Origin of the sequence: Micromonospora musae, assembly GCF_003626545.1 — a bacterium.
Classification (GTDB): Bacteria; Actinomycetota; Actinomycetes; order Mycobacteriales; family Micromonosporaceae; genus Micromonospora; species Micromonospora musae.
On the sequence record NZ_RAZS01000010.1, the window covers coordinates 181268 to 203670 of the forward strand.

A 22403-nucleotide genomic window follows, 5' to 3' on the forward strand; every position below is an offset into this window, starting at 1 on the left:
CCCGGCGGGGCGACCCTGATGGGGTGCAGTGCTCGGGGTATTCAACGGCCTCGGCGGGCCGGTCGTTCCCGGCGGCCGTCGCGGCATATCCCTGTGGTGCGGGGCTCGCGCGGCGGGGGGTTCAACGACCCTTGGCCGGTGATGATTCCCGGCCGGGCCGGTCTCTCGGGGGCCGGCGACCGGGGTCGCGCGCCTCGACCATGTTCAACGACCCGGGCCCGGCGATGATTCCGCCGCCGGGGTGGCCCCGACCACGGGACACCCGGCGTCAAACCGGACATCGACGGCCAACCGGCCCCGTCAAACCGGACATTCCCCCCGGGCGGCCGGATGATCCACTCGACCTTATTGAAGTCGCGGTGATCCCGGCGGCGGACACCCCGACGTCATGGAAGTCGAGTCGATCTCCGCGCAAGGCGCCCGGCGTCGACCGATCCGTCCAGGGCTCGCGTCGGTCTCCGCAAGGCGCTCGGTGTCGTCCGATCCGCCCAGAGTTCGCGTCGATCTCCGCAAGGCCCGGCGTCGACCGATCCGCCCAGAGGTCGCGTCGATCTCCGCAAGGCTCGGTGTCGTCCGATCCGCCCAGAGTTCGCGTCGATCTCCGCAAGGCGCCTGGCGTCGACCGATCCGCCCAGAGGTCGCCCCGCCGCTCGGTCCGGACGTCGACGGCGTCGGTTCCGGACGAACGGCCATTGCGGACAGGAATCGATAAGTGTCACTGTCAAGCTCCCTCCGACCCCGAGGAGCCCCCGATGAGAGGCAGAACGTTGAGCGCGCGGATCGCGCTCGTCGTATGCACCGGGATGACGCTGACGCTCGCCACCCAGTCGCTCGCCGCGTCCCCGTCCGCGCTACCGGCCGTCGCCGCGCCGGCCGCGCCGCCTGCTGTCGCGGCCGCACCTGCCGCGCCGGGTGCCGCCGTACCGGCCGCACCTGTCGGGCCAGCCGCCGCCGCGCCGGGCGCCGTCGCACTGGCCGCACCGGACATCTCCATCGCCAACGTGCAGGCGCACCTGACCCAGTTCAACAGCATCGCGAGCAGTAACGGTGGCAACCGGCGAGCGGGCTCCGCCGGCTACACCGCCTCGGTCACGTACGTGAAGACCCGCCTCCAGTCGGCCGGCTACGCCGTCACCGAGCAGCGCTGCACCTCCTGCACGTACCCGTCGAACAACCTGATCGCCGAGTGGCCGGGCGGCCCCGCCGACCAGGTGGTCATGTTCGGGGCGCACCTCGACGGCGTCTCCGCCGGACCGGGCATCAACGACAACGCCTCCGGATCCGCCGCGCTGCTGGAGAACGCGTTGGTGCTCGCCGCGCAGGACCCGACGATGACGAAGCGGGTGCGGTTCGCCTGGTGGACCGACGAGGAGCAGGGGCTCAACGGATCCCGCTTCTACGTCAACTCGTTGAGCGCGACGCAGCGCGGCTACATCAAGGGCTACTACAACTTCGACATGGTCGGCTCGACCAACGGCGGCTACTTCATCAACCGCCTCAGCTCGACGACCGCCGCGCCGTTGAAGGCGTACTGGGACTCGCTGGGGCTGCGGCCGGAGGAGAACGTCGAGGGTCAGGGCCGCTCCGACGACTATCCGTTCCAGCAGGCCGGGATCCCCACCTCCGGGTACGCGGCCGGGGCCAGTGCCCGCAAGACCAGCGCCCAGGCCACGAAGTGGGGCGGCACGGCCAACGCCGCGTACGACCCCTGCTACCACCGGTCCTGCGACACCACCGCCAACATCAGCTCGACGGTCCTGAACCGGGCGGCGGACGGCATCGCGTACGCGCTCTGGCAGCTAGCGGTCGGCGACGGCACGGGCGGCTGCTCCGGCGGGCAGGTGGTCACCAACGGCGGCTTCGAGAGCGGCAGCAGCCCGTGGACGGCCAGCTCCGGGGTGATCACCAATTCGAGCGGGCAGCCCGCCCGGACCGGCACCTGGAAGGCCTGGCTCGACGGGCGCGGCCGGACCACCACCCACACCCTCGCGCAGACGGTGACGCTGCCGGCCGGCTGCACGGCCGCCACGCTGGCGTTCTGGCTGCACATCGACACCGCCGAGACGACCAGGACGACCGCGTACGACCGGCTCACCGTGCGGCTCGGCACGACGACGCTGGCGACCTGGTCCAACCTCGACGCCGCTTCCGGCTACCTCCAGCGCACCCTCGACGTCGGCGGGTACGCGGGTCAGACGGTGACGTTGACCTTCACCGGCACCGAGGACTCCTCGTTGCAGACCAGCTTCGTGGTCGACGACGTGACGCTCCAGGCGGGCTGAGCCGGGCCTGCGAGCGGGATGGCTGGCTCGCCCACTCCGACAGTCGGTGACGAGCGGCGGATCACGCCGATCGCCGGTCGAGACGTCGCGAGCGAGCGGGTGCGAACCTGGTCCGCACCCGCTCGTGCCCGCCGGTGACGGGCAGGCAGCCCGACGTCAGGGCAGCTGCGGGTAGAGCGCGGCGATGCCGCCGGAGAGGCCGGCCTGGACCTGTCGGCTGATGTCGTCGGCGACGATCTCGTACGCGTCCGCCTCGACGGCGTCCAGCGTGATCCGGGCGATGTCGGCCGGGTCGGACTTCGGCGCGGTGATGTGTGCGGTCATGTCGGTGTCCATGTAGCCGACGTGCAGGCCGACGACCCGGATGTTCCGCTCGGCGAGCGGGCCGCGCACCGCGTTGGTCAGCGCCCACTCGGCCGCCTTGCCGGCGTTGTACGCGCCGCTGTCCGCCGGGTGCAGCCAGGAGAGCACGGAGTGCACGTTGAGGATCGAGCCGCCGCCGTTGCCGGCGATGACCGGCGTGAACGCCCGGACCATCGACAGGGTGCCGAAGAAGTGGGTCTCCAGCTCCAGCCGGATCGGGTCCAGGTCGGCGTCGAGCAGGTCGGCGCCGGTGCCGGAACCGGCGTTGTTGATCAGCAGGTTGACGTCGTGGGCGAGCTCGGCGGCGGCGGCGACCGAGGCGGGGTCGGTGATGTCGAGCCGGACCGGCGTGACGCCGGGCAGGTCGATGCTCTCCGGGTTGCGTGCCCCCGCGTAGACGGTGGCGCCCCGGGAGACGAGTTCGGCGGCGAGGTGCCGGCCGAAGCCCCGGTTGGCGCCGGTGACGAGGGCGGTGCTTCCGGCGATCTTCATGCGGTTACTCCTAGGGCATCTGGTGGAGAGGGGACGGGTCGGCGTGGCGCCGCCCGGAGGTCATTCGGTGTCGACGCGGAGCAGGCCCGGTCCGGGGCGTACGTCCAGCTCGTCGGGCTCGACGTCGTGCCCGCCGGCGCAGCGCAGTACGGCGTGCACCTCCGCGCCGCAGTCGTGGTGCTCGAGCCGTACCGACGGACCGGCGTCGTCGGCGGCCCAGGTGTCGCCCCACTGCCGGAGCGCGACCAGCACGGGGACGAGCTGTGCGCCCTTGTCGGTCAGCACGTACTCGTCGCGGGTGCGTTTCCCGGGTTCCTGGTAGGGGCGCCGCTCGAGCAGTCCGTCGGCGACGAGCTGCTTGAGCCGGGCGGCGGCGACCGGCTCGCTGATGCCCACCCGGGCGGCGAAGTCGTCGAAGCGCCGGGTGCCGAGGGACGCCTCCCGCAGCAGCAGGAGCGTCGAGCGGTTGCCGACCACGTCGAGCGTCCGGGCGATCGAGCAGTTGGTCATGAGCCAGCCGTCCCGGTCGGCGAGGAGATCCGTCATGCCGGCCACGTTACCCAGGCTGACTTAGGTTAAGCAAAGTCAGCTAGGTCACGCCGGAGCCCGCCGGGTTCGGGAATAGGCCGGAGCCGGCGTCCGTGGCACTGCCGGATGCCGTCCGTGGGGTCCGCGGGGTGGGTGTGGGACGGGGACCGGCTCGAACGCCGGGTGACGGTCCGTATCCTGTGCCCGAAACCCGATGTGTGGCAGAAGGGAGACGGCGTGGCCAGCCAGGTCGAGACGTTGGAGTTCCAGGCCGAGGCGCGTCAGCTGCTTCAGCTGATGGTTCACTCGATCTACTCGAACAAGGACGTCTTCCTCCGCGAGCTCATCTCGAACGCCTCGGACGCGCTGGACAAGCTGCGGCTGGCCGCCCAGGTCGACAAGGACCTCGACGTCGACACCTCCGACCTGCACATCGAAATCGAGGTCGACCGGGACGCGCGCACCCTGACCGTCCGGGACAACGGCGTCGGGATGACCCGCGACGAGGTGGTCTCGGTGATCGGCACCATCGCCAAGTCGGGCACCGCCGAGCTGCTGCGTACGCTGCGGGAGTCCGCCGACGCCAACGCCTCGCAGGAGCTCATCGGGCAGTTCGGCGTCGGCTTCTACGCCGCGTTCATGGTCGCCGACGCGGTGGAGCTGCTCACCCGCAAGGCCGGCGAGCCGGGCGGGACGCGCTGGTCGTCCACCGGCGAGGGCAGCTACTCGATCGAGTCGGTCGACACGGCCCCGCAGGGCACCTCGGTCACCCTGCACCTCAAGCCGGCCGACACCGAGGACAGCCTGCACGACTACACGGCCGAGTGGACGATCCGGGAGATCGTCAAGCGTTACTCCGACTTCATCGCCTGGCCCATCCGGATGACCGTCGAGCGGCCGGGCGAGGAGGGCGCGACCACGCGCGAGGAGCAGACGCTCAACTCGATGAAGGCGCTCTGGGCGCGTTCCCGTGACGAGGTCGAGCAGGCCGAGTACCACGAGTTCTACAAGCACGTCGCGCACGACTGGGCGGATCCGCTGGAGATCGTGCACATGAAGGGTGAGGGCACCTTCGAGTACGAGGCGCTGCTCTTCCTCCCGGCGCACGCGCCCCTGGATCTCTTCGCGCCGCAGGGGCGGCGCGGCGTCCAGCTGTACGTCAAGCGGGTGTTCATCATGGACGACTGCGAGGCGTTGATGCCGAACTACCTGCGCTTCGTCAAGGGCGTGGTGGACGCGCACGACCTGTCGCTGAACATCTCCCGGGAGATCCTGCAGCAGGACCGGCAGATCCAGGTGGTCCGGCGACGCCTGGTAAAGAAGATCCTCGCCACGGTGAAGGATCTGAAGGCCAATCACGCCGAGCGGTACCGCACGCTCTGGAGCGAGTTCGGCGCGGTCGTCAAGGAAGGGCTCATCGACGACACGGAGAACCGGGACACGCTCCTGGAGCTGGTCAGCGCCGCCTCCACCCAGGACCCGGCCGAGCCGACCGACCTGCGGGGTTACGTCGACCGGATGAAGGACGGCCAGGGCGAGATCTGGTACGCCACCGGCGAGTCCCGGGCCATGCTGGAGAACTCGCCGCACATGGAGGCGTTCCGCGCGCGGGGCCTCGAGGTGCTGCTGCTCACCGACCCGGTCGACGAGGTGTGGGTGGAGCGGGTCGGCGAGTACGACGGCAAGCCGCTGCGCTCGATCGCCAAGGGCGACGTCGACCTGGACACCGACGACGAGCGCGAGCAGGCCGAGGCGGAGCGGGAGCAGCAGCGCAAGGACCACGCCGAGCTGGTCGCCTGGATGAGCGGCGTGCTCGCCGAGGACGTGAAGGAGGTGCGGCTCTCCTCCCGGCTGACCACCTCGCCGGCCTGCGTCGTCGGCGACGCGCACGACCTCACCCCGACGCTGGAGAAGATGTACCGGGCGATGGGGCACGAGGTGCCCTCGGTCAAGCGGATCCTCGAACTGAACCCGGGGCACCCGCTGGTCGCGGGGCTGCGCAAGGCGCACGAGCAGGGCGGTGACCAGGCGGAGCTGCGGGAGACCGCCGAGCTGTTGTACGGGATGGCGCTGCTCGCCGAGGGCGGTGAGCTGGCCGACCCGTCCCGCTTCACCCGGCTCCTCGCCGAGCGGCTCTCCCGCACCGTCTGAGCCGTCCGCGGCCTGTCGGCGGCGCCCCCGCGTGGGTGTCCCGCCGGCCGGCGGTGGAAGTCGTGACTAGGGTCTGTTTCATAAGGCTCGCCCGAGCGAGCCGAGGCCCAGGCGGCGGTCCGGCAAGGCGGAGGTTCGTGCGGATACCGGTGTTGTATCCGGACGAACCTCCAACGCGGCCGGTCGTCGCCTGGGGCCGGCGTAGCCGGGCACGGTCTTATGAAACAGGCCCTAGATCGAGCCGGCGAACTGGCTCATGTGGTAGGCGGTGCTGCGACCGTCGGGCGTCCGGGTCCACTTCGACACCATCAGGTGCAGGTCGTTGGGCTGCCGGCTGGACCAGGGGTGGACGAAGCCGCCGTAGAGGCCGGGCTCCTGCCAGGAGGTGACCTGGACCTTCTCGCCGCTCCAGACCTGATCCGGCCCGGTGGCGGTACGGGTGACGATGCAGCCGTTGGCGCAGTTGAGGTACGACATCACCCAGGTGCCGTCGGTGAGCCGGCGTACGGAGGGTTCGCCGAACCGGCCGGTCAGGATGGGGGTGCACGGGCGGCCCCAGCCCCAGTTGCTGCCGTTCCACCCCCACCCCTCGTACGACTCGGGATAGAAGAGGCGGTCCCAGCGGACTCGGCGCAGCATCATCGGGCCGTCCTGCCGACCGGCGCGTACGGAGAAGACGTAGACCCAGTCGCCGTCGCGCTGCATCGTCCACATCTGGAACGGGTCGGTGTTGCCGGCGTTGTTCCACCACTTCAGCGGCGTACGGACGAAGTCGTTGCCGTTGTCGCTGTAGGCCAGGCCGGCGTAGCGCGACCGCCAGTGCGGGCCGGCGGGGCCGGCGGAGTTCCAGTTCTCGATGCTCATGTACGAGATGAGCTGCCGGCCGGTCTCCGGGAAGCTGATCCCGTCGTTGGGGATGACGGTGACCTCCCAGAGGCCGTCGATCCCGATGCCGTTGTGGCCGTTGTGCATCAGCTCCGGGGCGCGGCCGTTGCCGGCGACCCGGGCCGCGCTGTCGAAGACCACTCCGCCGGTCGCTCCCGGGTGGACGGCGGAGCGCAGCATCACCGGTGACCGCCAGTCGTTGGGCAGCGGGGGGCCCTCCGGCCACGGGGTGTTGAAGGTGTCGCCGAAGAGGTAGCCGATGGAGCCGTTCTCCAGCACGTAGGGGATGCCGAGGTCGGTGCCGGCGACCTGCCACCGGCCGTTGGTGTCGAGGTCGGCGCCGGTGAGGCGCTTCTTCCAGGTGGCGGCGTTGGCCTCGGAGGAGAGGGCGAGCGCCGGGGCGACGGCGGCGGCCGCGCCGACCGTGCCCGTCCTGATGAGGAAGGACCGACGGTTCAACGTCATGTCTGTCCTCTCGTTTCGCACGGCCGGGCGGCGGTGACGGCCGTTGCCCGGACGGGGTGACGTACCCCCGAAGTCAAGTCCTGACCGTCGAGGCATGTCAATACCTCTGGCCGTCGGGTCGGTCGCCGGGATGGCGGGTGGGCAGCGGGCGGACCTGTCGCGGGTGGCCCGGCACCGACGTCGCTGGCGTCCCGAGGCGGCCCGTCTTCGCTGGTCGAGCGGGGTCGGACTCGGACTTTCTCCGTTGTCCTCTTAGGACTTTCGCGACACCTGTGCTGCTCGCGGCGGCCCTCGCGTCGGTGACTTTCGTTTGTTTGTAGGAAAGTCGAGCCGGGGGCAACGAAAGCTCTGGACACGTTCGGGCCAAGTTAGTACTGTCGGGATCCATCGATATGTTTCAGCGAGATGAACCGGCCGCGCGGTGAATCTCGAACGGTGACCCCAGGCGGCGCAGCACGCCCGGCGGTCACCGGCCCGGCCAGGGACGACACCCCGGGTCGGCGTGCGCCCTGCGACCCGGCGCTGCGAAGTGCCGAGGGCGTAACCGATTCGCTCCCGATGCCCGCCTCGTGAGCTCCGAGGCGGCCCGACCACCCGTTCGGCTCCACGCTGAACGCTGCCCGGTGACTCGGGTGATCCGGCTCGCCCGCCCTCGACGGGCGAGCTCCAACCTCACACAGGACGACCGTGGCGCCGCCACGGCCGGGGATTCCGTGCGGCCAAGGAGGGGGCCCACGGTACCGCCGAACGGCGACATATCTGGACAAGAGGTGAGCTGACCTTCACGGGGGATGCCTGGCCCCGGGGATGCGCGCCTCGGACCTGGGAGAGAGGCATCGATGAAAGGCTACTCACCCCCTGGCCGGCTCCGGGCGGGCCGGCTCCGGAGATCGATCGCGGCCGTTGCCACGGCCGCTCTCGTCTGGCTGACCGCGGGAGTCGTGGCGGCGCCGGCGAGCGCGAAACCGGTCGACACGGAACCGCCGACCGCTCCGGCGGCGGCCCAGCCCCGCCAGCTGCAGGCCCAGGTGCTCACCTGGACCGCCGGCGACGACTTCCTGGCCTACCGCTCCGCGCCCACCACCGCGGTGGCCGGCCCGGCGACGCTCGTCTTCGAGAACAGCGCCGCGACCGGCAACACCACCGGCATGCAGCACACCCTGACGTTCGACACCGGCAACCCGGCGTACAACACCGACGTCGACGTGAACATCCTGGCCGACCCGAACGACGCCAACGGTGGCCGGTGGAGCGTGGACGTGACGCTCTCCCCGGGCACCTACCGGTACTTCTGCGCGATCCCCGGCCACGGCAGCATGACCGGGCTCCTGGTCGTCTCCGGCGGAGGCTCCGACACCACGGCGCCGACCGTGACCGCCGAGGTCACCGGCGAGCAGAACGACAACGGGGAGTACGTCGGCAGCGCCACCGTGAACCTGTCGGCGACCGACAGCGGCTCCGGCGTCGACAAGGTCGAGTACTCGCTGGACGGCGGCCCCTACGGCGTCTACTCGGCGCCGGTGACGGTGAGCCAGCCGGGTGCGCACGCGGTCAGCTACCGGGCCACCGACAAGGCGGGCAACACCTCGGACGTGCAGACCGAGTCGTTCACCGTGGCCGAGCCCCAGTCGGATGACACCACCGCCCCCACCGCGACCGCGTCGGTGACCGGTCAGCAGGACGACGAGGGCGCGTACGTGGGTAACGCCACGGTGACCGTGTCGGCCACCGACACCGAGTCCGGGGTCGACAAGATCGAGTATTCGCTCGACGGCGGCGAGTACGCCGTCTACTCCGCGCCGGTGAGCGTCAACGCCGTGGGTCAGCACGCGGTCAACTACCGCGCGACCGACAAGGCCGGTAACACCTCGACGCCGCAGTCGGTGTCGTTCACCGTGGTGCCGCCCCAGGTCGAGGACACCACCGCGCCGACCACGGCCGCCATGCTGCACGGCGAGCAGAACGGCGACGGCGCGTACCTGGGCAGCGTCATGGTGATGCTGTCGGCGACCGACGCCGAGTCGGGCGTGGACCGGATCGAGTACTCGCTCGACGGGCAGCCCTACGCCGTCTACTCGGCGCCGGTGACGGTGAACCAGCCCGGCGCGCACGCGGTCAACTACCGGGCCACCGACAAGGCGGGCAACACCTCGGAGGTGAAGAGCGAGTCCTTCACCATCGCCGAGTCCGAGCCGGACGACACCACCGCCCCCACCGCGACCGCCTCCGTGGCGGGTCAGCAGAACGCCGAGGGCGCGTACGTCGGCAACGCCACGGTGACCGTGTCGGCCACCGACACCGAGTCCGGGGTCGACAAGATCGAGTACTCGCTCGACGGCGGCGCCTACGCCGTCTACTCCGCGCCGGTGAGCGTCAACACGGTGGGTCAGCACACCGTCAACTACCGGGCGACCGACAAGGCCGGCAACACCTCGGCGGTGCAAGCGGTGTCGTTCACCGTGGTCGCGCCCCCGCCGCAGGACACCACCGCCCCGACCACCTCGGCCGTGCTGCACGGTCAGAAGAACGCCGAGGGCGCCTTCGTCAGCAGCGCCACGGTCGTGGTGACGGCGACCGACACCGGGTCGGGCGTGGACCGGATCGAGTACTCGCTCGACGGGCAGCCCTACGCCGTCTACTCGGCGCCGGTGACGGTGAACCAGCCCGGCGCGCACGCGGTCAACTACCGGGCCACCGACAAGGCGGGCAACACCTCGGCGGTGAAGACGGTCTCCTTCACGGTGGTCGCACCCCCGTCGGACGACACCACGGCACCGACCGTGACCGCGTCGATCACCGGCCAGGTCGACGGTGACGGCGCCTACCTCGGCAGCGCCAGCGTGACGCTCTTCGCCTTCGACAGCGGCACCGGCGTCGACCGGATCGAGTACGCCCTCGACGGCGACGAGTACCAGCGCTACACCCGCCCGGTCACCATCGACCAGCCGGGCGACTACACGCTCAGCTTCCGGGCCACCGACAAGGTCGGCAACACCTCCGGCACCGGCTCGCTCACCTTCACCGTGATCGGGAACGGCTCGGGTGCGAACTGCCTGGTGCCCGACACCCGGGCGACGGTGTGGTTCGGCACGCTCGACAGCGGCGTACCCAACAAGCCGGTCTACGGCGAGTGCACGATCAACAACCTCTTCGAGGGGCAGCGGACCTGGATCGACCACGCCGAGTTCGTCGCGCACGTCAAGGTGGTCGCCGAGCACCTGGGCCACCTCGAGGTGCTCACCAAGAAGCAGCGCACCCAGCTCATCGAGGCCGCCCGCAACTCGGGCGTCGGCAAGCCGGAGGCCCGCAGCGGGTACCAGCCGCTGCTCGACTCCAGCAAGGCGTCGTTCAACAGGTGGGAGCACGTCGGTGGAGGCGGCTTCCTCCGTAACGCCGACGGATCGATCACCAGCAAGGCCGTCCCGGGCATGGGCATGCTCTGGTTCCCGGAGCAGGCGTACGGGGACTTCTCGCTGAAGCTGCAGTGGCGGGACGACGCGCCGGGTGAGGGTCGCGCCAACAGCGGGGTCTTCGCCCGCTTCCCGCAGGTCCACGACCACCCGGACGAGTCCCGGCCGGAGTGGGTGGCCATCAAGTACGGCCACGAGCTGCAGATCTACGACCGGCCCGACGGCGACCAGTACAAGTCCGGCTCGGTGTACGGCTTCGACCAGGTCGACCTCTCCGGTTCGCAGGTCACGCCCAAGGGCACCTGGAACGACTACGAGATCCGGGTGGTCGGCCAGCACTGGTCCATCTTCCGCAACGGCGAGCTGATCAACGAGTACGTCAACACCCCGGACGCCGTCTTCAGCCCGCCGCGATCCGACGACCCGGGCGGCGCCGGACGGCAGAGCGCCAGCGGATACATCGGCCTGCAGAACCACGGCGAGGGCGACGTCATCAGCTTCCGCAACGTCCGGATCGCCCCGTTGACGCCGGCCGCCGCCGGTAACTGAGCGAAGGGAACCACCAATGGCAAAGCAGAAGATCGACCGTCGGGCCCTGCTACGTGGTCTCGCCGGCACGACCGTCGCGGTCGGCGCGGCCAGCCTCACCGGCGCCCTCCCCGTCGCCGCGGCGGCCGGCCGGTTGATTCCCCAGGGGCACATGGGCATCCAGCTCTACAGCGTCCGCGACAAGATCAACGAGTTCGGATTCGCGTACGTCTTCGACGAGCTGTCCCGGATCGGCTACCGCGAGGTCGAGTTCGCCGGCTACACCCAGGGCAACGTCGGCACCATCACCCCGCAGCAGATCCGCCAGTTGCTCGACGTCAACGGGCTCAAGGCGGTCGGCAGCCACCGCGGTCTCGGCGACTTCCGCCGGAACCTGGAGCAGGAGCTCGACATCGCCGAGACGCTCGGCATGCCGAACATCGGCACGGCCGAGGCGCCCACCGGCGACCGCACCATCGCCGGCTACCAGAAGGCGGCGGAGGAGTTCAACACGTGGGGGGCGGCCGCGACCGCTCGGGGCCTGAAGCTCTACCAGCACAACCACACCATCGAGTTCAGCTTCGCCACGGACCGACCGGACGTCCGGCTCTACGACCTGTTCCTGGAGCTCACCGACCCGCGGTTCGTGTACCTGGAGTTGGACATCCTGTGGGCGTACGGCGGGGCGCGCAAGTACCCCGGCTTCCGGCCGGTCGACTACGTCAACGCCCACCCCGAACGGTTCCCGATGTTCCACGTCAAGGACGGCGTCCCGCTGCCCGACCCGCAGCAGGGCAACTCCTACCTCGACGTGGAGTTCGGCGCCGGCGTCATCCCGTTCACCGAGTTCTTCGGTGAGCTCAAGCACCGGGGCCGGTTCGAGTACCTCTGGGAGCAGGACAGCGCGCCCAACGCCCAGCCGAACCCGCCCGGCTCGCTCGGCGCCGCCGCACGCAGCTACCGGCGGATGCGCAACCTGCGGGGGACCAAGTGACCGCCTCCGCATGGCGGCTCACCGACGGCGGTCCGGCACCGGAACCCGGGCCGAAGGCGGAGTCCGGGGCCACACCGGACACGCCGCCGGCCCGCTCCGGCTCCACCACCCGCCGGATGCTGGTGGTCGCCGCGATCGTGGTGCTGAGCCTCGTCGGCGCCGGTGGGTTCGCCGTCGCGGGCGGGGCCGCCGCCCTCCTGCCGGAACGGCCCGAGGGCTGCAACCAGCCGGACCGTACCGTCACGCTCTACGCGGTAGAGCTGCCCCGCGACGGCAACCAGATCCGGCTCGGCTACGGCCTCACCCCGCAGACGGCCTCCTACCCGGGCCCCACCATGGAGATGATCGAGGGGGAGTGCCTCGCCGTCACCCTGCACAACCAGGTGCCCGCCGCGACCCTGGAGCAGCTGCGCACCGACCCGACCCATCCGCTCGGTGTCTCGCTGCACGTGCACGGCGTGAAGTACACGCAGCTCTCCGACGGCACGGCGCAGAGCTTCTCGTACGTCCCGCCCGGCCAGTCGCGCACCTACACCTGGTACGCCAAGAAGCGCGACCGTACCGCCGGGACCCCGGGCACGGCCGGCTACTGGTGGTACCACGACCACGTGGTGGGTGGCCCGCACGGCACCAAGGGCATCGGCTCCGGGCTCTTCGGCGGCCTGGTCGTACGGCGGGTGGGGGATCCGAAGCCGGACCGGACCTACATGTCCGTCTTCGGGGACCAGCAGAGCATCAACCTGCGCCGGGGTGCTGCCGCCGACACCTGTGATCCGGTGAACCCGGTGCCCGGCCCGACCTGCATCGTCGCCAAGAAGGGGGAGCGGGTCGAGTTCATCGTGGTGGGCATCGGCAACGACATGCACACCTTCCACATCCACGGGCACTCGTGGGCGGACACCCGGACCGGGGTGTTGACCGGCACCAACGCCGAGACCGACCAGGTGCAGACCATCGACAACAAGACGGTCGGGCCGGGTGACTCGTTCGGTGTGCAGATCATCGCCGGGGACTCGGTCGGTCCGGGCCACTGGATGATCCACTGCCACATGCAGTTCCACTCGGACGCCGGGATGTACACGACCATGCACGTCCTGGACGAGAACGGCAACATGCCGCCCGGCGGCGGCCACGAGCACAGCGCGACCAGCAGCGGCGCGGCCCCGGCGGGCAGCGGCGCCGGAGTGCACCAGCACAAGTGATCGCCGACGGCGTGGGGTGGCCGCCGAACCGCTCCGGCGGCCACCCCCACGCCCCGAACCCCGTCAACGCAGGTCCGCCTCAAACCTGAGAAGGAGTCGAGATGGCTCACAGACGCCTCTGGCACCGCACCGGCGTACCCCGCCGGCTCGGTGCCCTGGCCAGCGGTGCGGTGCTCGCGCTCGGCATGCTGAGCGTGCCCGCGAGCGCGGCGCCCACCCGCGCTCCCGCCGCCGCCGACGCCGCAGCCGCCGCCTCGGTGCGGGTGCTGGTCTTCCATGGCCCGGCCGCCGAGCAGGACGACCCGGTCGGCCGGGCCGCCACCGCGATCAAGAAGCTGGGTCGGCAGAACGACTTCGCCGTCGACGTCTCCACCGACCCCAACGTGTTCAACGTCGACAACCTGGCCCGCTACCGGGGCGTGGTCTTCCTCTCCGCGAACGGTGTGACGCTCAGCGACGCCCAGGAAGCGGCCTTCCAGGCGTACGTGAAGGGCGGCGGCGGCTTCGTCGGCGTGCACGACGCGGTGCGCGCCCAGCCGGACTCCTCCTGGTTCACCGGGCTGGTCGGCGCCCGTCCGGCGGCCGGCCTGCCCAACGCCGAGAAGCCCGTCTCGGCCGCCGCCAGCGGGGACAACCCGCCGAACGAGACCGCGGCGATGGCCATCGACGGGTCGACCAGCACCAAGTGGCTGGCCCGGACGACGACCGGCTGGCTCTCGGCGAAGCTCGCCGCGCCGGTGGTGGTCAGCCGGTATGCGCTGACCTCGGCGAACGACTTCCCCGGCCGCGACCCGAAGAACTGGACCCTGCAGGGCTCCCAGGACGGCACCAGCTGGACCGACCTGGACACCCGCACCGACGAGACCTTCCCGCAGCGGTTCCAGACCAAGCAGTACAGCTTCACCAACACCACCGCCTACCAGCACTACCGGCTCAACATCACCGCGAACAGCGGCGAGCCGCTGATCCAGCTCGCCGAGCTGTGGCTCATCGGCCCGGACGCCGGGCCGACCCCGGACACCCAGGTGCAGGAGGCGGTGGTCGACTTCACCGACCGCCAGCACCCGGCCAACAAGGGGACGCCGCTGACCGCGAAGCGGTCCGACCAGTGGATCAACTGGGACTCCAACCCGATCGGTCGGGTGCACACCGTCGCCCAGGTCGAGGAGGGCACCTACAACCCCGGCCTGAGCGGCAACGGCGCGTTCCACCCGATCTCCTGGTGCCAGGACTACGACGGGGGCCGGTCGTTCTACACCGGCATGGGCCGCACCGCGGCCAGCTGGACCGACGACACGCAGTTCCAGAGCCACCTGGCCGGGGCCATCAAGTGGGCGGCCGGCATGGTGCGCGGCGACTGCCAGGCGACCATCGCCTCGAACTACCGCATCGAGCGGCTCACCGCCACGAACCAGCCCGGTCAGCTCGACCAGATCGGTGAACCGCACGGGTTGACCATCGACCCGGACGGCAAGGTCTTCTACATCGGCAAGGCGGCCTGCGCCACCGGGCCGATCGCCAACTGGGACGACCCCAACGTGGGTCTCGGCTGCGGCACGATCCACCAGTGGGACCCGAAGACCAAGCAGGTCAAGCTGCTCACCACCCTCCGTGTGATGGGCAACCGGGGCAGCGGCAGTGAGCTGGTCAAGAACGAGGAAGGCCTCGTCGGCATCACGCTGGATCCGAAGTTCGCGCAGAACGGCTGGATCTACGTCTACTGGATGCCGCACGAGTCGATCGACCGTGACCTGCGCATCGGCAAGCGGACCGTCTCGCGGTTCACCTACGACGCCGCGAACCAGACGATCGACCAGGCGACCCGCAAGGACCTGCTGAGCTGGGACACGCAGATCCACAGCTGCTGCCACGCCGGTGGCGGGATGACCTTCGACGAGTCCGGCAACCTCTACATCGGCTCCGGTGACAGCAACTCGTCGGGTGGCTCGGACGGCTACTCCGGCAACAACTGGACCCAGGACTACAAGGGTGTCTCGTTCCAGGACGCGCGCCGTACGGCCGGTAACACCAACGACCTCAACGGGAAGATCATTCGGATCCACCCCGAGGCGGACGGCACGTACACCATCCCGAAGGGCAACCTCTTCACCGGCCAGGAGGAGGGCGGCGGCAAGACCCGTCCGGAGATCTACGTGATGGGCGTGCGCAACATCGCCCGGATCGCCTGGGACCCGGTCAACGACTGGCTGACGGCCGCGTGGGTCGGCCCGGACGCCGGTGGCCCGAACCCGGAGCTCGGCCCGGCCAAGTACGAGACGGCCACGATCATCAAGTCCGCGGGCAACCATGGCTGGCCGTACTGCATGGGTAACCGGCAGCCGTACCGGGACCGCAGCAACACCGACGCGACCGTGCTGACCGGCTGGTACGACTGCGACGCCCCGAAGAACGAGTCGCCGCGCAACACCGGTCTGGTCAACCTCCCGCCGGTGCAGGACAACATGATCTGGTACTCGCCGCAGGGTGGCGGTCCGGTCTTCCCGGAGCGCACCGACGGCAGCGGCCTGCCGACGTACGAGCCGGGTGACGAGACCTTCACCGAGCCGTACCTCAAGGGCGGCGGTCAGGCCATCATGGACGGCCCGACCTACCAGCGGGAGAACGTCGACACCACCAGCGGGGTGGCGTGGCCGGAGTACTGGGACGACAAGTGGTTCATCGGTGACCAGTCGAACGCCAGCAACCGCATCGCGGTGACCGTCGACAAGAGCAAGGTCGACAGCCACGGCCCGCCGGCGTTCGCCGAGGACCTGCGCTCCATCATCCGCTCGGGCAGCGGTGGTACCCAGCTCCAGTCCTGGATGGACGCGAAGTTCGGCCCGGACGGTGCCCTGTACATGCTCGACTACGCGGGCGGCTTCTTCAGCCTGCACTCGAACCAGAAGCTGATCCGGATCGCCTACACCGGTGGTCCGGCGACGCCGAACCCGAGTGACGCCGGCGCGCGGGCCGTGGCGCAGAGCGACCCGAAGAACGTCCAGTTCTCCGGCGCCAAGGTCGGCGGCGTGGCCTGGGAGTGGAACTTCGGCGACGGCAGCCCGGTGTCTCGGGCGGCCAACCCCACCCACCGGTACGCCGACTACGGCAGCTACCAGGCCACCCTCAAGGTGACCTACGCCAACGGCGAGGTGGCGATGTCGGTGCTGCCGGTCAGCGTCGGCTGCGTCGCGCCTGACGGCCGGTCGACCGTACGGATGCTCGACACCGACACCGGAGTGCCCAACTACGCGGTCGGCGGCGGGTGCACCGTCAACGACCTCATCGACGATGAGCGCAACTGGGCCAACCACGCCCAGTTCGTCGGTCACGTCGAGGACGTCGTCGCGCAGCTGCGTGCCGACGGTGAGATCGACAAGCAGGACGCGAACCGGTTGAACCGGGCCGCCCAGCGGTCGGAGGTCGGCACCACCGCCGGCTACCAGACCATCTTCGACGGGTCCGCGCAGTCCCTCGTCGACTGGCGGCAGGCGCCCAGCGGATCGTTCTCGCTGCGCAGTGACGGCTCGATCCGCAGCTCGGGCGGGCTGGGCATGCTCTGGTACGCGGGCAAGGAGTTCGGTGACTTCTCCGTCCGGATGAAGTTCCGGGACGTGTCGCCGGCCGGCACGTACGCCAACACCGGCGTCTTCACCCGCTTCCCGGACCCGCGCCAACCGGTCGACGAGCGGCCGGAGTGCGGCCGGACCGGCTCGGCCGCGGGCTCACCGGCGTGGGTGGCGATCTTCTGCGGCCACGAGATCCAGATCTACGACGGACCGACCGGTGAGCCGCAGAAGACCGGTTCGATCTACAACTTCGACCCGAACACGCTGGACCAGGCGCGGGTGACCCCGAAGGGCCAGTGGAACGACTACGAGGTCCGGGTCGTCGGCCAGCACTACACGATCATCCGCAACGGCGTGGTGATCAACGAGTTCGACAACACCCCGGGCAAGAACTCGTCGCGCGCGGGTGACCCGCCCACGGACCTGCGGCAGTTCCTGAGCGGGTTCGTCGGATTGCAGAACCACGGCACCAACGACCTGATCGAGTTCCGTGACGTGAGGGTCCGCGAGCTGTAACCCCAAAGCGTGCCGGGTACGGAGGACCCACCCTCCGTACCCGGCACTGCTGCGTCGGCGGTCAGGCCTTGCGGGCCGTGCGCCGGTTGCCGAACGACTCCATGGTGGTGGCCTTCTTCGCCGGCGCCCGGGTGGCGGACGTGGTCCGGGTCCGGGCCGGTGCCTTCTTCGCCGCCTTCTTCGCGGCGGCCCGGGTGGCCGGCGCCTTCTTCGGTGGCGCGTTCTTCGCGGTGGCCGCCTTCGCCGTCGGCCGGCGGGTGGGCGTCGCCGTGGTGGCGGAGGTGCTCTTCTTCCGTGCGACTCGGGCCGTGGTCGTCGTGGGCTTCGCGCCGGGTGACTTGGCCGCGCTCGCGCCGGTCGCCCGTTTCGTGGCGGCGGTGGCCTTCTTCGCCGCCGCCTTGCGGTTCATCGGCGCCTTCTTCGCGCCGGTGGCCTTGCGGGCCCCGGTCGGGCGGCTCCCCGGCGGGACGGAAGTCCTGCCTGCGGTCATCCTCGCTCCTCCTCAGGTCTGCCCCGAATCCCCTGCCACCGGTGATCGGCCAGGAGAGGTCCCGTCGGTGTGGTCGGCCGGGTCTTCCCGCGACCTGGGCGGACAAACGCCGGATGCGGTGCGCCGCGGTGATGGTTAAGCAAGTCCTTGACTATTGGCGCTCGACGTGGAAAGTTAAGGATGTGCCTAACCATCAGGGATCGCTGGACCTGGTGTTCCACGCCCTCGCCGATCCGACTCGACGCGGCATCGTCGAGCGGCTGGTCCGCGGGCCCGCCTCGGTGAGCGAACTGGCCCGCCCGTTGGAGATGTCGCTGCCGGCCGTGCTTCAGCACCTCCAGGTGCTCGAGAGCAGCGGCCTGGTGATCTCCGAGAAGGCCGGCCGGGTGCGCACCTGCCGGGTCGAGCCGGCGGCGCTGCGCGCGGCCGAGAGCTGGCTCGGCGCCCAGCGCACCAACTGGGAGCAGCGCCTGGACCGGCTCGACGACATCCTGGCGCACCGATCCGGCGATCCCGCAGCAGAAGGAGACGATCGAGCATGAGCCACTCCGAAACCGCCCACTCGACCTTCACCCTGGAGCGCCACTACGCCGTACCGCCCGCCGCCGTCTTCTCGGCCTGGGCGGATCCGAAGGTGAAGGCCCGCTGGTTCGCCGGCCAGCACGCCGAGCACGATCTCGACTTCCGGGTCGGCGGTCGGGAGCGGGTGCTCGGCCAGCACGACGGCCGGGCGTTGACCTACGACACGCAGTACCAGGACATCGTCGCCGACGAACGGATCGTGTGCAGCTCCGCGCTCTCCTTCGACGGCACTCTGTCGACCCTCTCCATCACCACCGTCGAGTTCGTGCCCGACGGCGACGGCACCCGACTGGTCCTCACCGAGCAGGGCACCTACCTGGACGGTCACGAGCAGCCGGCCTGGCGTGAACAGGGCACGGCGACCCAGCTCGACGCCCTCACCGCCGAGCTGGAGACGACCGGAACGGCCGGCTGACGGCGTTACCCGCGCCGGCCGGCACCGTCGGCTGGAGATCCGAGGAGGTGCCGGAACCGGCACCTCCTCGGGCACCCCAGGGTCAGCGGTTCCCCGGACCGGGCCGGAGCGCCGAGACCAGCCGGCGGGTGAGCCAGAGCGGGGAGGTGAGCGCGTTGCCGACCACCACGGCGTGGGCGCCGGCCGCGAAGGCGCGCCCGACCTGCTCGCCGTCCCGGTAGCGCCCCTCGGCGAAGACCGGCACCGGCACGCCGGCCGCGAGCGCGGCGACCAGCGCCAGGTCCGGGCGCTCCGCGTCCGCGCTCGCCGCCGTGTACCCGGAGAGCGTGGTGGCGACCGCGTCGGCGCCCGCCTCGACCGCGGCCACGCCCTCCGCCAGCGTCGACACGTCGGCGAGGACCAGGGCGCCGGTCTGCTCCCGCAGCGCGCGGACGGTGTCGGCGAAGGTACGCCCGTCGGGGCGGGGCCGGTCGGTGGCGTCCACCGCGACGATCGCGGCACCGGCGAGCGCCACCTCGACGGCGTGCTCGGCCGTCGGGGTGATGAAGACGTCGGCGGCACCGTGCTTGTAGAGGCCGATCAGGGGCACGTCCACGGCGGCGCGGATGGCGCGTACGTCGGCGGGACCGTTGGCGCGCACCGCCACCGCGCCGCCCCGGACCACGGCGGCTGCCACCCGCGCCTGCACGTACGGGTCCCGCATCGGGTCGTCGGGGTCGTCGGGCAGGGGCTGGCAGGACACCACCAGCCCGCCGGCCAGGTCGTCGAGCACGCTCACCGGTCTGGGTCTCCTCTTCGCGTCGTCCGGGACGGGCGGGCCGCCGGTCGGTTGGATTCGAGAGCCGCCGCCGTCACGGCTGCTCCGCCAAGGCCAGCCGGGCGGCGCCGACGGCGACCGCGTCCTCGCCGAGGGCGGCGAGGCGCAGCGGCACGTCGGCCCAGGCCGGCGGCAGTTCGGCGGCGTAGGCGGCGGTCGCGGCGGGCCGCAGGGACTCGGCGGCCCCGCCGGCCAGTAGCACCGTCGCCGGGTCGAGCAGGGCCACCAGCCCGGCGAGGGCCGCGCCGAGCGCCTCGCCGGCCCGATCGAGCACCGCCCGCGCCGCCGGGTCACCCGACGCGGCCCGCTCGGCCACCTGCCGTCCGGTGCAACGCTCCCCGGTCCGCGCGGCGTACGCGGCGGCCAGCCCGGTGCCGGAGGCGATCGCCTCCAGGTGCCCGTACCGGCCGCAGCCGCAGCGCAGCCCCTCGGCGCCCGGCACCGGTAGGTGCCCCACCGCGCCGGCCGCACCGCGGGCGCCGGCGTCGAGCCGGCCCGCCCGGACCATCGCCCCGCCCAGCCCGGTGCCGACCGCGACGAGCAGCAGGTGCCCGTCGCCCCGGCCGGCGCCGGACCAGCACTCGCCGAGCGCGGCGGCGTGCACGTCGTTGCCGACCCGTACCCGCCGGCCGAGCCGTTCGGCCAGCGCATCGGCGACCGGGGTGCCGGTCCAGCCCGGCAGGCTGTCGGTGGCGTACCGGATGACGCCGGTCGTCGGGTCGACGGTGCCCGCCGTGCCCACGCCCACCGGTCCGCCGCCCGCCGCGGGCAGCAGGTCGGCGGCGAGCCGCGCGGCCGTGTCCAGCACCGCGCGGGGCCCGGAGCGCGCGGGGGTGCTCGCCCGCCGCCGGTCCTGCACCGTGCCGTCCCGGTCGACCAGGACGGCCACCGTCTTGGTGCCGCCGATGTCCAGGCCCACCACGGCCGGGCCGGTCATCCCTTCAGGCCGGTGTGCGCGAGGCCCTCCACGAACTGCTTCTGGGCGATGACGAAGACCACGAGGACCGGCAGCGCGGTCAGTGACGCCGCGGCCAGCTGCACGTTCCACATCGGGCCGCCGTACGCGTCGACGAACTGAGTGAGCGCCTGGGGCAGGGTGAACTTCTCCGGCGTGGAGAGGAACACGATCGGCTCCAGGTAGAGGTTCCAGCTGTGCAGGAAGGTGAAGATCCCGACCGCGCCCAGGGCAGGCCGGGACAGCGGCAGGGCCACCTTCCAGAACGTGGCGAAGCGGCCGAGCCCGTCGACCCGGGCGGCCTCCTCCAGCTCACCGGGGAGGCTGATGAAGAACTGCCGCATGATGAAAGTCGCCAGCACGCTCGGGGCGCCGAGGATCGGCACCAGGATGAGCGGCCAGTGGGTGTCGATCAGGCCGAGCTTGAAGAACATCTGGAACAGCGGAACGATCGTGACCTCGCTCGGGATGAGCAGACCGGCGAGGACGACCAGGAAGAGCACGTTCTGGCCGCGGAACCGGATCCGGGCGAAGGCGTACCCGGAGAGCGCCGACACCGCGAGCGTGCCGACGGTGACCACCAGGGCGATGTAGAGGCTGTTCAGGTACTGCCGGCCGAACGGCTGGAGCTCGAAGACCCGCTGGTACGCGTCGAGCTGCGGATGCACCGGCAGCAGCTGCGGCGGGAAGGCGAAGATGTCCGCCACCGGCTTCAGCGACGAGGTGACCATCCACCAGGTGGGGAAGACGAACGGGATCGCCAGCACCAGCAGCACTCCGTAGAGCACCAGCTTGGTGCGGCGCGACAGGTCACGACTCATGGAAGACCCACCTCTTGCGCATCTGCCACTGCAGCACGGTGAGCGCGAGGACGATGCCGAAGAGCAGGATCGACAGGGTCGCGCCGTAGCCGAAGTGATGGAACTGGAACGCCTGCTGGTACAGGTAGTAGACGAGCACGGTGGTGGAGGTGCCCGGCCCGCCCTGGGTGAGCACCGCGATCTGGGCGAAGACCTGCAACGAGCCGACCACGGTGATGATCGAGGTGAGCAGGATCGTCGGGCTGATCAACGGCACGGTGATCCGCCAGAACTGGCGCATCCGGCTGGCGCCGTCGACCTCGGCGGCCTCGTACAGCTCGGCGGGTACGCCCTGCAGGGCGGCCAGGAACAGCACCATGTTCAGGCCGACGTTCTTGAACACCTGCACGACGATCACGGAGAGCATGGCGCTGCCCTCGCCGCGCAGCCAGTTCGGCCCGTCCACGCCGATGGTGTCGAGCAGGCCGTTGACGCCGCCGTTGTCCTGCAGCAGGAAGCCCCAGACGATCGTCCAGGCGACCAGCGAGACGACCACGGGGGAGAAGAAGATGGTGCGGAAGACGATGGTGCCGCGCAGCTTCTGGTTGAGCAGGACGGCGAGCAGCAGCGCCAGGGCGAGGTTGAACACCACGAGGCCGACGGAGAAGAGCCCGGTGGCCCGCAGCACCGACCCGAGGTTGGGATCATCGGCCAGCGCCGTGTAGTTGTCGGCGCCCACGAAGTCGAAGGTGCCGGCGAGCACGTTCCACTCGTGCAGGCTGTACCAGACGACCAGCCCCAGCGGTAGGAAGACGAAGAGCAGGCTGCCGAGCAGCTGCGGGGCGATGAAGAGGTAACCGGCGAGCTGGTCGCGGCGGCGGCTGGTCCACCACGGGCGCGACGCCTGGCCCGGGGTGGGCGGGGCCGGCGCCCCGCCCACCCGGATGTCCGTCTGGGACATG

16 protein-coding genes are annotated in these 22403 nt (G+C 70.9%); 8 read left to right on the top strand and 8 right to left on the bottom strand.

Going from position 1 to position 22403, the window contains the following annotated elements; all coding sequences use genetic code 11:
- Nucleotides 1-752 precede the first annotated feature (752 nt).
- Entirely contained in the window at nucleotides 753-2282 is a 1530-nt protein-coding gene (locus D7147_RS25215) for a M28 family peptidase (protein WP_199734262.1), read from the top strand.
- 156 nt (nucleotides 2283-2438) lie between these two features.
- On the opposite strand, the gene D7147_RS25220 is transcribed toward D7147_RS25215, so the two are convergent.
- Both D7147_RS25220 and D7147_RS25225 read right to left on the bottom strand, forming a co-directional pair.
- Nucleotides 2439-3137, bottom strand: coding sequence for an SDR family oxidoreductase (locus tag D7147_RS25220; protein WP_120681905.1), 699 nt, complete (start codon nucleotides 3135-3137; stop codon nucleotides 2439-2441).
- 60 nt (nucleotides 3138-3197) lie between these two features.
- The gene (locus D7147_RS25225) at nucleotides 3198-3683 is read right to left on the bottom strand and encodes a winged helix-turn-helix transcriptional regulator (protein ID WP_120682018.1); all 486 of its coding nucleotides are present in this window, start codon (nucleotides 3681-3683) and stop codon (nucleotides 3198-3200) included.
- A 219-nt stretch (nucleotides 3684-3902) separates the two neighbouring features.
- On the opposite strand from D7147_RS25225, the gene htpG reads away from it, so the two are divergent.
- Nucleotides 3903-5816 carry a molecular chaperone HtpG gene (gene htpG, locus D7147_RS25230; protein ID WP_267900772.1) on the top strand — a complete coding sequence of 638 codons (1914 nt, stop codon included), beginning with the start codon at nucleotides 3903-3905 and terminating at the stop codon, nucleotides 5814-5816.
- A 231-nt stretch (nucleotides 5817-6047) separates the two neighbouring features.
- Here htpG and D7147_RS25235 read toward each other — a convergent pair whose 3' ends face one another.
- Nucleotides 6048-7166, bottom strand: coding sequence for a DUF4185 domain-containing protein (locus tag D7147_RS25235; RefSeq protein ID WP_120681909.1), 1119 nt, complete (start codon nucleotides 7164-7166; stop codon nucleotides 6048-6050).
- A gap of 839 nt (nucleotides 7167-8005) precedes the next feature.
- Here D7147_RS25235 and D7147_RS25240 point away from each other — a divergent pair.
- The 4 genes from D7147_RS25240 (at nucleotide 8006) to D7147_RS25255 (ending at nucleotide 17382) form a co-directional block, all read left to right on the top strand.
- Nucleotides 8006-11125: an OmpL47-type beta-barrel domain-containing protein gene (locus D7147_RS25240; RefSeq protein ID WP_199734263.1), complete on the top strand. Its 3120-nt coding sequence runs from the start codon at nucleotides 8006-8008 to the stop codon at nucleotides 11123-11125.
- 16 nt (nucleotides 11126-11141) lie between these two features.
- Entirely contained in the window at nucleotides 11142-12098 is a 957-nt protein-coding gene (locus tag D7147_RS25245; protein ID WP_120681911.1) for a sugar phosphate isomerase/epimerase family protein, read from the top strand.
- Nucleotides 12095-13300: a multicopper oxidase domain-containing protein gene (locus D7147_RS25250; protein WP_199716741.1), complete on the top strand. Its 1206-nt coding sequence runs from the start codon at nucleotides 12095-12097 to the stop codon at nucleotides 13298-13300. Before D7147_RS25245 ends, D7147_RS25250 begins: the two co-directional genes overlap by 4 nt.
- A gap of 101 nt (nucleotides 13301-13401) precedes the next feature.
- Nucleotides 13402-17382 (top strand): ThuA domain-containing protein, encoded by a 3981-nt coding sequence (locus tag D7147_RS25255; protein ID WP_120681913.1) that lies wholly within the window; start codon nucleotides 13402-13404, stop codon nucleotides 17380-17382.
- 61 nt (nucleotides 17383-17443) lie between these two features.
- Here D7147_RS25255 and D7147_RS32495 read toward each other — a convergent pair whose 3' ends face one another.
- The gene (locus D7147_RS32495) at nucleotides 17444-17872 is read right to left on the bottom strand and encodes a hypothetical protein (protein WP_158609393.1); all 429 of its coding nucleotides are present in this window, start codon (nucleotides 17870-17872) and stop codon (nucleotides 17444-17446) included.
- Between the two features lie 182 nt (nucleotides 17873-18054).
- Here D7147_RS32495 and D7147_RS25265 point away from each other — a divergent pair, with 182 nt between their 5' ends.
- Together D7147_RS25265 and D7147_RS25270 are read left to right on the top strand one after the other, a co-directional pair.
- Nucleotides 18055-18414, top strand: a complete 360-nt coding sequence (locus D7147_RS25265; RefSeq protein ID WP_120681917.1) for an ArsR/SmtB family transcription factor — start codon at nucleotides 18055-18057, stop codon at nucleotides 18412-18414.
- Nucleotides 18411-18869: an SRPBCC family protein gene (locus D7147_RS25270; RefSeq protein WP_120681919.1), complete on the top strand. Its 459-nt coding sequence runs from the start codon at nucleotides 18411-18413 to the stop codon at nucleotides 18867-18869. Before D7147_RS25265 ends, D7147_RS25270 begins: the two co-directional genes overlap by 4 nt.
- 82 nt (nucleotides 18870-18951) lie before the next feature.
- Here the strand turns inward: D7147_RS25270 and D7147_RS25275 are convergent, their stop codons facing one another.
- The 4 genes from D7147_RS25275 to D7147_RS25290 all read right to left on the bottom strand — a co-directional run bounded on the left by D7147_RS25275 (nucleotide 18952) and on the right by D7147_RS25290 (nucleotide 22402).
- The gene (locus tag D7147_RS25275; RefSeq protein WP_120681921.1) at nucleotides 18952-19647 is read right to left on the bottom strand and encodes an N-acetylmannosamine-6-phosphate 2-epimerase; all 696 of its coding nucleotides are present in this window, start codon (nucleotides 19645-19647) and stop codon (nucleotides 18952-18954) included.
- Between the two features lie 73 nt (nucleotides 19648-19720).
- Entirely contained in the window at nucleotides 19721-20623 is a 903-nt protein-coding gene (locus D7147_RS25280; protein ID WP_120681923.1) for an ROK family protein, read from the bottom strand.
- The gene (locus D7147_RS25285; protein WP_120681925.1) at nucleotides 20620-21462 is read right to left on the bottom strand and encodes a carbohydrate ABC transporter permease; all 843 of its coding nucleotides are present in this window, start codon (nucleotides 21460-21462) and stop codon (nucleotides 20620-20622) included. The genes D7147_RS25280 and D7147_RS25285 overlap by 4 nt, the downstream gene beginning before the upstream one ends.
- Complete coding sequence (locus D7147_RS25290; protein WP_120681927.1) at nucleotides 21452-22402, bottom strand: carbohydrate ABC transporter permease; 951 nt, start codon at nucleotides 22400-22402, stop codon at nucleotides 21452-21454. The genes D7147_RS25285 and D7147_RS25290 overlap by 11 nt, the downstream gene beginning before the upstream one ends.
- Nucleotide 22403 lies beyond the last annotated feature (1 nt).

Bases quoted from the DNA above. Each gene is read 5' to 3' on its own strand.
- D7147_RS25215 (WP_199734262.1), top strand. From the start codon at position 753: ATGAGAGGCAGAACGTTGAGCGCGCGGATCGCGCTCGTCGTATGCACC.
- D7147_RS25220 (WP_120681905.1), bottom strand. From the start codon at position 3,137: ATGAAGATCGCCGGAAGCACCGCCCTCGTCACCGGCGCCAACCGGGGC.
- D7147_RS25225 (WP_120682018.1), bottom strand. From the start codon at position 3,683: ATGACGGATCTCCTCGCCGACCGGGACGGCTGGCTCATGACCAACTGC.
- D7147_RS25235 (WP_120681909.1), bottom strand. From the start codon at position 7,166: ATGACGTTGAACCGTCGGTCCTTCCTCATCAGGACGGGCACGGTCGGC.
- D7147_RS25240 (WP_199734263.1), top strand. From the start codon at position 8,006: ATGAAAGGCTACTCACCCCCTGGCCGGCTCCGGGCGGGCCGGCTCCGG.
- D7147_RS25245 (WP_120681911.1), top strand. From the start codon at position 11,142: ATGGCAAAGCAGAAGATCGACCGTCGGGCCCTGCTACGTGGTCTCGCC.
- D7147_RS25255 (WP_120681913.1), top strand. From the start codon at position 13,402: ATGGCTCACAGACGCCTCTGGCACCGCACCGGCGTACCCCGCCGGCTC.
- D7147_RS32495 (WP_158609393.1), bottom strand. From the start codon at position 17,872: ATGACCGCAGGCAGGACTTCCGTCCCGCCGGGGAGCCGCCCGACCGGG.
- D7147_RS25270 (WP_120681919.1), top strand. From the start codon at position 18,411: ATGAGCCACTCCGAAACCGCCCACTCGACCTTCACCCTGGAGCGCCAC.
- D7147_RS25280 (WP_120681923.1), bottom strand. From the start codon at position 20,623: ATGACCGGCCCGGCCGTGGTGGGCCTGGACATCGGCGGCACCAAGACG.
- D7147_RS25285 (WP_120681925.1), bottom strand. From the start codon at position 21,462: ATGAGTCGTGACCTGTCGCGCCGCACCAAGCTGGTGCTCTACGGAGTG.
- D7147_RS25290 (WP_120681927.1), bottom strand. From the start codon at position 22,402: ATGTCCCAGACGGACATCCGGGTGGGCGGGGCGCCGGCCCCGCCCACC.